The organism is Pseudomonas sp. BS3767 (assembly GCF_900099665.1).
GTDB classification, from domain to species: Bacteria; Pseudomonadota; Gammaproteobacteria; order Pseudomonadales; family Pseudomonadaceae; genus Aquipseudomonas; species Aquipseudomonas cerasi.
Window position 1 is genome coordinate 37,017 of record NZ_FNCX01000005.1, and the last position, 12,934, is coordinate 49,950.

Annotated in this window: 9 protein-coding genes; 1 reads left to right on the top strand and 8 read right to left on the bottom strand. The window is 59.4% G+C overall.

Annotation, left to right across the window (positions count from 1 at the left end; genetic code table 11):
* Positions 1-580: 580 nt before the first annotated feature.
* From BLR16_RS15620 to BLR16_RS15635, 4 genes are all read right to left on the bottom strand, one after another.
* Complete coding sequence (locus BLR16_RS15620) at positions 581-2,407, bottom strand: glycoside hydrolase family 15 protein (protein WP_003367261.1); 1,827 nt, start codon at positions 2,405-2,407, stop codon at positions 581-583.
* Entirely contained in the window at positions 2,400-3,200 is an 801-nt protein-coding gene (locus BLR16_RS15625) for an SDR family oxidoreductase (RefSeq protein WP_058397301.1), read from the bottom strand. The genes BLR16_RS15620 and BLR16_RS15625 overlap by 8 nt, the downstream gene beginning before the upstream one ends.
* Positions 3,201-3,266: 66 nt before the next feature.
* Positions 3,267-4,304 (bottom strand): NADP(H)-dependent aldo-keto reductase, encoded by a 1,038-nt coding sequence (locus BLR16_RS15630; RefSeq protein ID WP_003367259.1) that lies wholly within the window; start codon positions 4,302-4,304, stop codon positions 3,267-3,269.
* 97 nt (positions 4,305-4,401) lie between these two features.
* Positions 4,402-6,213, bottom strand: coding sequence for an ABC transporter ATP-binding protein (locus BLR16_RS15635; protein ID WP_003367258.1), 1,812 nt, complete (start codon positions 6,211-6,213; stop codon positions 4,402-4,404).
* 88 nt (positions 6,214-6,301) lie between these two features.
* Here BLR16_RS15635 and BLR16_RS15640 point away from each other — a divergent pair, with 88 nt between their 5' ends.
* On the top strand, positions 6,302-6,727 hold the full coding sequence (locus BLR16_RS15640) for a DUF1810 domain-containing protein (protein ID WP_058397302.1): 426 nt from the start codon (positions 6,302-6,304) through the stop codon (positions 6,725-6,727).
* Positions 6,728-6,734: 7 nt separating this feature from the next.
* Here BLR16_RS15640 and BLR16_RS15645 read toward each other — a convergent pair whose 3' ends face one another.
* The 4 genes from BLR16_RS15645 to BLR16_RS15665 form a co-directional block, all read right to left on the bottom strand.
* On the bottom strand, positions 6,735-7,805 hold the full coding sequence (locus BLR16_RS15645) for a DUF1615 domain-containing protein (protein WP_074808643.1): 1,071 nt from the start codon (positions 7,803-7,805) through the stop codon (positions 6,735-6,737).
* 87 nt (positions 7,806-7,892) lie between these two features.
* Complete coding sequence (glsB, locus tag BLR16_RS15650; RefSeq protein WP_003367254.1) at positions 7,893-8,801, bottom strand: glutaminase B; 909 nt, start codon at positions 8,799-8,801, stop codon at positions 7,893-7,895.
* Between the two features lie 70 nt (positions 8,802-8,871).
* Positions 8,872-9,693: a class II aldolase/adducin family protein gene (locus BLR16_RS15655; RefSeq protein WP_074808134.1), complete on the bottom strand. Its 822-nt coding sequence runs from the start codon at positions 9,691-9,693 to the stop codon at positions 8,872-8,874.
* Between the two features lie 593 nt (positions 9,694-10,286).
* Positions 10,287-12,689 carry a TonB-dependent receptor plug domain-containing protein gene (locus BLR16_RS15665; protein WP_024661348.1) on the bottom strand — a complete coding sequence of 801 codons (2,403 nt, stop codon included), beginning with the start codon at positions 12,687-12,689 and terminating at the stop codon, positions 10,287-10,289.
* Positions 12,690-12,934: the final 245 nt, after the last annotated feature.

Below are 12,934 nucleotides of genomic sequence, written 5' to 3' on the forward strand. Positions count from 1 at the left end.
CTGTCGGCACATAACTCGCGCGTGACTTCCACACACCGGCGCTTCCAGGATCCCCTGAAGCACGGACGTTGCAGTGGGTAGCGGCGCGCCGGCCAGTTGTCGACCAGTACGATCTCCTGCCGCACACGCTGGTGAGCTGCACGCTGGCAGATAAGTTCACGGGGCGCCAACCCGCCATCACCGTCGCCGCCGCGAAGTTGGCGAAGGCCTGCAGAGTATCCAGATAACGCTGCCGAAGCTCGCGGGGGCCCAACGAATCCAGGAGCGGCCTTCGGCAGACAGAATCACTGCTTAACTACCGGCCCTTCGCGCCGCGCATGGCTGATAACGTTGAAGTTGTACCGCGCGATCCGGTTATTTGATTGAACCATGAATCAATACTTGTCGCAGCGTAGAAAGTGTCAGACAACCGAATGGTATAACGCCCTCGGCGCGGCTGATGGGTTGATAGCGTTTAGCTCATGATTCAAGTAGTCAATATCGGCCATCGTTTCAAAACCACCGGCCGAAAGAACAGCCGGTGGCATTATTCATTGCGACAACGTGGAGCCGCTTGTGATTGATGCGTTTCTGTACCTTTTCAGGGCTGCCAAAGCGCCTGCCCGCCGCCCAGTTTGCGGTCCAGAAAACTGGCCGCACTGATCAACGCCAGATGGCTCAAGGCCTGTGGCGTATTGCCCAGATGATGAGCATGCGCGTCGAACTCTTCGGCGTACAAGCCCAACGGATTGGCGTAACGCAGCAACTGCTCGAACTCCAAGTGCGCCTGTTCGACCCGACCGGCGCGAGCCAGGCATTCGACGTACCAGAACGAGCAAGCCACGAAGGCGCCCTCCTCACCTGCCAGGCCATCATCATGATCGTCGTCGTTGCGGTAACGGAACACCATTCCGTCACGCACCAGCGCGGCCTCGATGGCATCCAGCGTCGCAAGCCATTTGGGATCATTGGCACCGACGAAGCGCACCAACGGCATCAGCAACATCGAGGCGTCCAGATTGCGACTGCCCTTGTGCTGCACGAAGTGCCCCAGGTCGTCGTTCCAGAAGTTCTCCCAGATATCGTTGTGGATCTCCTCGCGCACCTTGGTCCAACGCTCGAACGGCCCCGACAGTGAACGCTTGAAGGCAAGACGCAGTGCCCGGTCCAGCGCTACCCAGCACATAAGCCGGGAGTGCAGGAAGTGCTGATCGCCGCCGCGCATTTCCCAGATGCCCACGTCCCTGTCGTTCCAGTGCTCGCACACATAGTCGACCTGACGCACCACATGTTGCCAACCGTCGTGCGAGATGGCGTCGCCGTACTTGTTGGCCAGGTACACGGCATCCATCAGCTCACCGTAGATATCCAGCTGAACCTGCTTGTACGCTTCGTTGCCGATGCGTACCGGCTGCGCACCGCCGTAGCCGGACAAGTGATCGAGATTATCTTCCGGCAGCTCGGCGTGGCCATCCAGCGCATAGAGAATGCCGAGTTTCTCGGTCTGTTCGCAGCAGTCATCCAGTCGCCCACGCACCCAGCTCATGAAGGCATTGGCTTCATCGGTGTACCCCAGGCGCATGAACGCATACACGGTGAACGACGCGTCACGTATCCAGGTGTAACGGTAATCCCAGTTACGTTCGCCGCCCTCGGTTTCCGGCAGCCCGAACGTCGCGGCCGCGACAATGCCGCCGTGCTTGCGCGAGGTCAGCAGCTTGAGCGCCAACGCCGAACGGGTGACCATTTCACGCCAGCGCCCGGTGTATTGCGATTGCCCGGACCAGCGCCGCCAGAACTTCAAGGTGTCATCGAAATAGCGCGAGCATTTGCCCGCAGCAACGTTCGGATCGTCAATTCCGCCAAGGATGAACTCGATGGTCTGGCCCTTGTGCATATGAAATTCGGCCACGGCGTCGTGCTGCTCGAGACGCAACGGCGTCGCCGCCGACAGGCGCATGCCCGGTTGCCCGGCGGCTTCGAAACAGATGTCCTCACCCTCGACCCGCGCGGTGGTGTCGGCGCGGCTGTAATCCATGCGCACTCGGCAGCGCATGCGCAGCGTGGCTTGGCCAAAGCGCACCTGAACGCGGCGCACGATGCGCGGCAGATCGTCCTTGTCCTCGCCGATCGGCATCAGGTCGGTGACTTCCACCACCGCGTCCTCGGAAATCCAGCGGGTTTGCAGGACGTTGGTGTCCGGCAGGTAGATTTGCAGCCGCCTGGCGTCAGGCAGATCGGGCGCCAGCTGAAAGATCCCGGCGTCGGGCGTGTCCAGCAACGCGGTGAAAATCGACGGGCTGTCGAAGTCCGGCCAGCAACAGAAATCGATACTGCCGGTGTCGGCGATCAGGGCAGCACTGCGCATGTCGCCGATGATGCCGTGATCCTCGATACGGTTTTGCGCCTCTGCGGAAAAATCAGCCATTGCCTCGGAACTCCGGATAGAGGGTCATGCCCCCGTCGATGAACAGGGTGGTGCCATGCACATAATCCGAGGCATCGGAAGCCAGCCAGAGCACAGCATTGGCGACATCTTCCGGCTCGCCTATACGACCATAAGGGATCAGCTTGAGCATTTCCTTCTCGGCGTCGCCCTTGCGTGCATCGGCATTGATCGGCGTACGGATGGCACCTGGGGCAACACTGTTGACGCGAATTTTCAGCTCGCCGACTTCCTGAGCGATGCTGCGCATCAACAGGTCGACGCCGCCCTTGGACGCTGCGTAATTGACGTGCCCGGCCCATGGAATCAACTGGTGCACTGAACTCATGTGAATGATCTTGCCCATTGCCCGCGACACACCGGGGCGCATGCCCTGCTTGATGAACTGGCGCAATGCAGCGCGGGCGCAGAGAAACTGCCCGGTCAGGTTGACGTTAATGACGGTATTCCAGTCTTCCAGCGTCATGTCGACGATCGACGCGTCCTTCTGCAAGCCGGAATTGGCGACCAGAATATCCACGGCGCCGAAATGTTCGATGGTCTGTGCAAACAGCCGCTCGACGTCTTCTTCTTTCGAAACGTCGGCACCCACAGCCAGCGCCTTGCCCCCGGCCGCGCGAATCTCTTCGGCCAGCTTCTCGGCAGGTTCAGGCTTGGAGTTGTAGTTGATCACGACGGCGGCACCGGCCTCTGCCAGCGCGCGCGCGGCACCTGCGCCCAGACCGGAACTGGCGCCGGTAACGATTGCGACTTGTTGCTTGAGTGAGATGTGCATCAATTTCAGCCTCGGAGTAAGCGTATTAGTGCTGACTGGCGAGGCTGAAATTAAGTTCAGTGCAGGTTATGGCGCGGGGTTTGGCTGCGAGGTGTGAATGGCCTCGATACCGGCGATGACTTCATCGGACAGCGTGACGTCGATGCTCTCCAGATTGATCTTCAGTTGATCGAGTTTCGTGGCGCCAATGATGTTACTGGTCACGAACGGCCGACTGGTCACGTAGGCCAGCGCCATCTGCGAAGGATCCAGACCATGCTCGCGGGCCAGCGCGACGTACCTGGCTGTAGCCGTGACGGCCTGCGGATTGTTGTAGCGCTGAAAACGCTCGAACAGGGTCAGACGGCCATCGGCCGGACGTGCGCCATCCAGGTACTTGCCCGCCAGCACACCGAACGCCAGTGGCGAGTACGCCAGCAGGCCGATCTGTTCGCGAATGGCGATTTCCGCCAGACCGACTTCAAACGTGCGGTTAAGCAGGTTGTAGGGGTTCTGGATCGAGACGGCACGTGGCAGATCGAGGGTTTCGGCAAGGTGCAGAAAACGCTGAGTGCCCCATGGCGTTTCGTTGGAGAGGCCGAAGTGACGAATCTTGCCCGCCTTGACCAGATCGCCCAGTACCGACAGAGTCTCTTCGATTTCGACGGCCTGATCATCCGGGTCGTGGGTGTAACCGAGTACGCCGAAGAAGTTGGTCTTGCGATCCGGCCAGTGCAACTGGTACAGGTCCAGGTAATCGGTATTAAGGCGCTTGAGGCTGGCTTCCAGCGCCGCAGTGATGTTCTTGCGGTCGAGGCGCGGATTGCCATCGCGGATATGATCCATACGACCTGGACCGGCGACCTTGCTGGCCAGTACCCAGTCGTTGCGGTCGCCGTACTTCTTGAAGTACTCGCCGATGATGCTTTCGGTCTTGGTGTAGGTCTCGCCACGCGGCGGCACCGGGTACATTTCTGCGGTGTCGAGGAAGTTGACCTTGGCATCCTTGGCCATACGAATCTGTTCGAATGCTTCATCCTGGGTGTTCTGCTCGCCCCAGGTCATGGTGCCCAGACAGATCGCGCTGACCGACAGATCGGTTTTGCCCAATTTACGAAATTGCATCGATGTCTCCGTTTGATTCAAAAAGATACAGCCTGAAACAGGGCTCCCATAAAACGCCGACTGGTCATTCACTGCAACACTTTTTATCCGGTTTCACCTAGCGATAACCCTGCGCCTGCAGATCGAACAGCGCGGCGTAGCGCCCTGCGGTGGCGATCAGGCTGTCATGATCACCGCGTTCCAGCACTCGCCCGTGCTCCAGCACCACAATGTGTTCGGCGTTGCGCACGCTGGAAAACCGATGCGATATGAGTAGCGTCATGCGCCCTTTGGCGTACTCGCGAAAATGCTCGAATACTGCCGCTTCTGCGCCTGCGTCCAGCGCGGCAGTCGGCTCGTCGAGAATCAGGATATCGGCGTCGCGGCGCATGTAAGCGCGTGACAACGCGATTTTCTGCCATTGCCCGCCGGACAGCTCCTGGCCTCCCGCAAACCAGCGACCCAATTGTGTGGCGTAGCCTTTGTCGAGCTGTTCGATGAACTGCGCGGCCATGCCCTGCGCCGCCGCTTCGCGCCAACGGCCTTCATCATGGAAGGCCTGAGTGTCGCCAACGCCGAGGTTCTCGCCGACCAGAAACTGATAGCGAATGAAGTCCTGAAAAATCACGCCGATGCGCGAGCGCAAGGCGTCTTCATCCCACTCCTGCAGGTCGCTGCCGTCCAGCAGAATGCGGCCTTGATCAGGTTGGTAAAGACGCGTCAGCAGCTTGATCAAGGTGGTTTTTCCCGAGCCGTTCTCGCCCACCAGGGCGACGCTGCGCCCCGGCGCCAAGTGCAGATCGATGTTTTCCAGTGCCGGACGGCTGGTCCCCGGATAAGTGAAACTGACGTTCTCGAAGCGCATGCCATCACCGGGCTGCGCGCCCACGGTCAGGCTGCCGGCAGACGGCGTAACCGGCTGACCGAGGTAGACATACAGGTCGGCCAGATACAGCCCGTCCTCGTATAAACCACTGATGGCGCTGAGACTGCTGCTTACTGCGGCCTGCCCCTGCTTGAACAGCACCAGGTACATGGTCATCTGCCCCAGGGTGATCCGCCCGTGCACCGCATCGACCACCACCCAGGCGTAGGCCAGGTAAAACGCAGCCGTGCCGAGCAGGCCGAGCAGGAAGCCCCAACCATCACGGCGCACCGTCAGGCGCCGGTCTTCGGCATACAGACGCTCGAAGGTGTCGCGGTAACGCTTGAGCAGCAGCGGCGCGAAGCCGAACAGCTTGACCTCTTTGATGTAGCCCTCGTGGGAGAGCAGTGTTTCGATGTAGTTCTGCCGACGGGTTTCCGGAGCACGCCGGGTAAACAGGCGGAACGCGTCGCCGGAAAAATGCGCCTCGGCAAAGAACACCGGCAATGCGCCGAGCACCAGAATCAGCAACGCCCAGGGCGAGAAATGCACCAGCAGTACGGCAAAGCTGATCAGCGAAATGAGGTTTTGCAGCAATCCCAGGGATTTGGTCACCAGTGCCAGCGGCCGGGTCGAGGCTTCACGCCGGACGCGCACCAGCTTGTCGTAAAACTCCGAGTCTTCGAACTGCGACAGCGACAGGGTCTGGGCCTTCTCCAGAATCAGGGTATTGACCTTCTGCCCCAGCAGCACGCGCAGCAACGCCTGCTGCACGGAAAGCCCGCGCTGTGCTGCCGCGAGCAAAGCCAGCACACCGGCTTCGAACAACACATAGCGCAACACCGGCCATAACGGTGCTTCGCCTGCGCTGGCGTGCAACTGCATGGCAGCGACCACCGCATCGACGATGCGCTGGCCTAACCAGGCGGCCAGCGCCGGCAGCAAGCCGGCGATCAGCGTGGCGACGATCAGGCCGATGGACAGCGCTCGGGAAGTGGTCCAGACCAGATGCATCGCGCGCAAGGCCTGGTGCATGAACGAAATGAAACGCTTGAAAACCGGCATACGCTTAAAAACTCTTCAGACAGGTCGAACCCCCATGTCGGGCGGCCATCATACGACCACAGGTTCGTTGAAAAACAGGAAACTCATCATGAAAGATGCTTACAACCTGCAACGCTTTGTCGATGCCCAGCAACCGCTGTTCCAGCACGTATTGACGGAACTCGAAGCCGGGCAGAAACGTTCCCACTGGATGTGGTTCGTGTTCCCGCAGATCCACGGGCTGGGGCGCAGCGACACGGCGCGACACTACGCAATCACCGACATCGACGAGGCCCGGGCTTACCTGCAACATCCTGTATTGGGCCCGCGTCTGGAACAGTGCGCCGGCATCATTGCTCCTCAGGTAGAACGTTCGGCACGACAGATCTTCAGCTCGCCTGATGACATGAAACTGCATTCGAGCATGACCCTGTTCAGCATCGCAGCGCCTGAGCGACCTGTGTTTCAAAAGGTGCTGGATACGTTTTTCGAGGGCAAGCGGGATGCGATGACGGTGAAACTCCTGTCACGTTGATTCAAACTCACTTCGGTGCGCGCTGTACGCAACGCTCGCGTCGGTCGTCGACGCGCTCGGCAAACCAGGCGGTGGTGAGGTTACGGGTGATTTTCGGGCTTTTCAGGTTGATGCCTGGCAGGATCGCTCTGGGCAACGGTTTGCCAGCTGCCCTGTCCGCCAGTGCGAAGACCTTGCTGTACAGGTCGGTCTCCTCGAATTCCAGCGTGTCGCCCTGCTTGAGCTGGCTCCATATCTGCGACTTGTTCATGCCCAGTCGATCGCCAAGGGTGCGCACCGCAAGCTCGGTGGAGCCCGGCGAGGTGGAGTCAAAGCGGATCAGATCGCCATCCAGCGCCAGCTCGATGCCGGTCGCCCGACTCACGGCATTCTGGAAGGCAGCATTGCGGCTTGCGTACCAGCCGGCATTGAAGTCGGCAAAACGGTACAGCGACTGGGTGTAGTTGACCGGGTAGCCCAGCAGGTGGGCGATACCGAAGTACATGCCGCCACGGCGGGTGAAGACTTCGCGACGAATCGAACCATCGACCGTGTAGGGGTAATCCTCGGCGTGTTTCTCGGCAAAGGCGATGCTGACCTGCATCGGCCCGCCGGTCTTGACCGGATTGAAGTTGCCGAACAACGTCTGCCCCAGCGGCACCATGCCGATGAAATCATCGAAGATCGCGCTGAGGTCTTTCTCGGTGCGCGCAGAATCGAGGCGTTTGCCGTAAGTCTTGCCGTCCGGCGAGCGCACGCGCAATGCAGTGGCGATCAGCGCATTGGGAATGTGCAGCCGCGCCGCGCGGCGGTTGATTTCGGCGCGGGCGATGCGGCCCATGTCCGGCACCGCAGGATCGACCTGAAAGGTCGACTCCTGCTCGGTAACGGCCATCACCGAACACAGGTTTTCGGTGGTCAGCGGGATCTTCTGCGCAGCAAACGCGGCATGAATATCCGTAGCCCACGCCTGGCGATCCGTCACATTGGCAGGCATCAGACGCACGATCTGCGCACGCGCCTGTTCAGGCGTCAGTTCGGGTTCCTGGACGCGCTGCGTGCCACAGCCTGCCAACACCAGTAGCCCGACGCTCAGCAGGAGCGATTTGCATAGCCTTCGATTCAATCCATGACTCCTGTCTGGTTCGCGCTTCGACGCGCTGTTCACTTCAGAAGGCTTTTTATCTCAAAAGACCGACCAGTCGACCCGCGCGCTGAGTTTCTCCAGCGCAGCCATACCGACAAGGGAATTGCCCGCTGCGTTCAACTCCGGGGACCATACACAGACCGAAGCACGTTCGGGCACGATCGCAACGATACCACCGCCTACCCCGCTCTTGCCCGGCAGGCCTACGCGATAGGCGAAATTGCCGGCTTCGTCGTACAGGCCGCTGGTGGCCATGATCGAGTTGACCTGGGTGGCCTGTCGCGCCGTAAGGACCTGCTCGCCGCTGTGCGCGCAAAAGCCCTGATGGGCCAGAAACCCGAACGCCTTGGCCAGGTCGATGCAGTTCATGCTCAGCGCACAATGATGAAAGTAGCTGCGCAGCACGTCTTCCACATCGCCGTGAAAATTATCGAAGGATTTCATCAGATAGGCCGCCGCAGCATTGCGCGAACGGTGCTGGTATTCGGAGTCAGCGACTTTGGAGTCGGAGGTGATCGCCCGATTGCCGCACAGGCGTCGAACGAAGTCGCGCATTGACAGTGACGGTGCTGCAAACCGCGCCTGGTTGATGTCGCAGATCACCAGCGCACCGGCATTGATGAACGGGTTGCGCGGCCTGCCCTGCTCGAATTCCAGTTGCACCAGCGAGTTGAACGGCTGGCCGGAAGGCTCGTGCCCGAGGCGCTGCCAGATCTCCTCGCCCGAGTGACCGATGGCTTGTACCAGGCTGAACACCTTGGAAATGCTCTGTATCGAAAACGCTGTTTCGGCGTCACCGGCGCTGAACACCTGACCATCGTTGCCGTACACCGCGATGCCCAGCTGATCTGGCCGGACCTCGCCCAGCGCCGGGATGTAATCGGCTACCTTGCCCTGGCCAAGCAAAGGTCTTACTTCATCGAGGATTTCGTTCAGCAGGTCTTGCATGTGTGCGCCCCTTGTTTTGGCTGCGCACACTACACCAACCTCAAGCGCCTCGCATCACTGCGTTGCAGGCTCAGGTCTTGTAGTCGGTGTCGTTACGCTCCAGCTCGCGAATCAGGGCATTCCAGTGCCGTGCGACACCCGGCGCATGCCCGTCCTTGATGGCCTTTGCCTGCTGCTCCACCCTGGCAATGACCTCGCGCGGCGGGAACACCAGTTCGGCGTTACCCGCCGACTGCGCTGCAATCTGAATATTGCAGGCGTACTCGAGGGCATGAAGCTGCTGGAACGCATGCTCGACACTCACCCCGCCGGTCAGCAACCCATGGTTGCGCAGGATCATCACGCTTTTGTCACCCAGGTCGGCGACCAGCCGTTCGCGTTCACTCAAGTCCAGCGCAATGCCTTCATAGCCGTGGTAAGCCACCCGGCCGGAGAAGGCAATCGAGTGCTGAGAGATAGGCAGCAGCCCGTCCTTTTGGGCCGACACGGCGATACCGTCACGGGTGTGGGTGTGCAGCACCGCTTGCAGGTCGTGGCGTGCAGCATGAATGGCGCTGTGGATCACGTAACCGGCGTAGTTGATACCCAGCCCGGTGGGGTCATCGACAATCGTCCCGTCAGTATCGACCTTGACCAGGTTGGACGCGGTGATTTCATCGAACAGCAGCCCGAACGCGTTGATCAGAAAGTGCTCGTCGGGGCCCGGCACGCGTGCCGAGAAATGCGTATAGATATGATCGGTCCAGCGCTTGAGCGCCGCCAGCCGATAGGCCGCCGCCAGCTTGACCCGGACTTCCCATTCCTCCGGCGACACTCTGTCGCGCACGCTGCCGCTGCCGCTACCCGACGGCGTCGTACCTGAGTGGGCTGGCAAAGCGCTGACATTGCTCATGGTATTGCTCCTGGATGACTGCTGACTGATCAGCAAGACTAGGCGTATGGGGATTCAATTAAAAATCACATTTACTTCTAAGCTAATTATAAAAAATGAGAATATTAAAGTCTGTCCTGCTACCGGGTTTTCATGTGTCCACGAGGGTCTATTAATGTTCCTAAAGGGTATTTAAATAAATTTTTATATAGCGATATGCTCCAGTATTGGCACCCCCCATGGAGCATCGCATGTCCAATACCGCAAGATTTCTGCTCCTTATCAGCGCGTCACAGCGGCCGACGCTCCGCGTCACACAGCGGTTTTTTGATGTCAGGTAGATTGGGGTTCGACTCAGGTCACCTTTTCGCCACTCGGCGAGTCACTTTGATGGGGCCAAAGTGACCAAAGCCCCTGGCTCCGTTTCCGGCCCGACTTCGTAGGGTTCCTTCGCCCTGTCACTGACGTCGCAATTTGCGTCGTCAGTGCCATCGCGCCAAAAAAGCGCTTTCGTTTATGTGCAGTGCCCAGGAGCAAGGCATAGCGTCGTATTGCAGCATCACGAGCTTTATGCAAACGCAACGTATTGGAACGACAGTCAGCGGCAAATCGCGCTACCAGTTATACGTCACCTTGCCGTAGTAATAAGCGCCGCTGTACCCGTAGGGAGAGAATGTGCTGTAGGCCAGGTTGCCGCCGCTGGAGGAGAAGTCGTTGAGCTTTTCCGGGTATTTGTCGGTGACGTTGTCGCCGCCCAGAGTGAAGACCCAGCTCTTGAGTTTGTAGTCGACCGCCAGGTCCAGCAGCCAGGCGGCGCTGAAGGTCTGGTCGTTGACCTTGTCGGCCTGATAGCTGGTGAACTCGCCGTAGCGGACCAGGTTGGAGTGCAGCGCCCAGTTGCCGAGCGTCAGGTCATTGCCCAGTGTCAGTTTGTGTTGTGGCGTGGTGTCACCCAGCAAACCGATGCGCTCCCTGCGATCTACCCGCACCAGATTCACTCCCAACTGATCGAGAATCGCCGGGTTGGCCTTCACGTCGGTGACTTTGGTGTGGTTGTAGTTGTAACCCACCGTGCTGTTCCAGCGCACACCGTTGTCGAACTGGTAGCGGTAATTGGCGACCAGATCGACGCCATCGGTGCTGGTGTCCGTGGCGTTGGTGAAATAGCGGGCACTGGTGTAGTTGATATCGCCTACGCCATTACTGCGCAGGTAATTGATGGCGGTGTTATTGAGCACCAGATTGGAGGACAGCGAGATACGGTCCTGAATGTCGATGCGGTAGACGTCGGCAGTCACGGTCAGGCTGTCCAGCGGCTGGAGTACCAGGCCCAGGCTGTAGTTGCGGGACTTTTCCGGCTTGAGGTCTTCGGCACCCAACAGTTGTGCAACGTTACTGCCGGCCGGAAACGTGCCCGCTTCCTGGATGGTGTTGCCAATCAGTTGCGACGACGTGAAGGTAAAGTTCTGTTGCGCCAGCGAAGGCGCGCGGAAGCCTGTCGATACGCTGCCTCGCAAGGCCACCTGCGGAGTGAAATCGTAGCGCGCTGACAGCGAACCGCTGACATTGGACCCGAAATCGCTGTAGTCCTCGTGGCGGACGGCAGCCGACACACCGAGCTTTTCGGTCAGATTGGTTTCCAGGTCCAGGTACTGTGCGAAGTTATGCCGCGAGTAACTGCCTGCATCCGCCGAGCGGAAACCGCCCAGCCCGGAACTGCCGGTCTGGAAATACGACTCCGCCTGCCCTGCCTCGATCTGATAGCCCTGACGCAGGTATTCCGCGCCAAACGCAACCGATACCGGATAAGGCAACCACGCTGCATTGAATTCTCTGGAAAGGTCGAGGCTCAGTTGCTTCTGATCATTGGTCAGCGTGCCGTTGTAGAAGGAACGCGGCGTGTTCAGTCCCAATGAGGTGTTGATGGTTTTGGTGCGCAGCTCATAAGCGTTTTTGCCATAGTTGGCGGACACGTCGTAGTGCCAGTCATACGCCAGCTCTCCCCGCAGGCCAGCGACCAGCGAGGTGTCTTCGAGCGTGCCGTTGATCAGCGGCAGATAGCCGTTGGGATAAATCGCCGCAATGTTATTTGAAGCATTGCTCGGCCGATAGAACGCGGCGGTTTCGCCACGCCGCTTGCTGTAGCCCCCGAAACTGTAGAACTCCGCCGCGTCATTGAAGCTGTATTCAGCGTTGTACTGCAGCTTGCCCTCATGCGTCTGCGGCTCACCCTGGCGGAACACCTGCTGACCGTAAGTGGTGGACCCGATACTGGACGCTCGAAAGTCGTCACCGGCGCGGTTGGTGTAGTCGTTGTTGACCCCTTCACCGGAAAGGTTGAACGCGCCATTGTCGCCCAAGGCAAAACCGGTATTGCCCGACACCTGACGCTGGATACCGTCGCCCTTCTTGTATTGGCCGTACTGGCTGGAAATCGACCCGCCATGGTCCGCGCTCTTGAGAATGATGTTGATCACCCCGGCGATGGCGTCGGACCCGTAACGTGCCGACGCACCGTCGCGCAGGACTTCGATATGGTCGATGGCCGACAGCGGAATGGCATTCAGGTCGGCAGGTGCCGAACCACGTCCGACCGCCCCGCCCAGATTGACGAAAGCAGATGTGTGGCGGCGCTTGCCATTGACCAGCACCAGCACTTGATCCGGCGACAGGCCGCGCAGTTGCGCCGGACGCGTCAGCTCCGCACCGTCCACCAGGCTCGGCCGGGGGAAATTGATCGAAGGGATCAAACGTGCCAGCACGGTACCCAGTTCGCTGGAGCCGGAACTGCGCAGGCTGTCACCGGATATCACATCGATGGGCGAAAGAGAGGCGCTGGCGGTACGCTCCTGCGCACGGGTGCCGGTGACGATCACTGTACCCAGGGTGGACGCGCCCTGAGTGTTTTGCTCATCTGTCGCTTCTGCGCCGAATGCACTTGCACTGATGCCCGTGACGCTCAGCAAATTGGCTGAAAAAATCGCCGAGGCCACTACACTGCGTTTGAAATACCCCATACCACTACCCCTTGAAAATCCCTGATCCAGAAACTCTGCTCTGGTTACAACGAGCGATCCGTGCGGCGGACGGTGGCGATCATTACGGTGTCTGATTGATGTTCCGGTGGCCCGATGCGTTATAGCTTAATGAAATTGATTTAAATATTTAAATATCAATAACGAATAAGAATCTGCATTTGTGTCAGTACTGAAAAATGCCTGCGATGCAGACAAAAAAAGGCCGCACCTGCCTGAGGATGCGG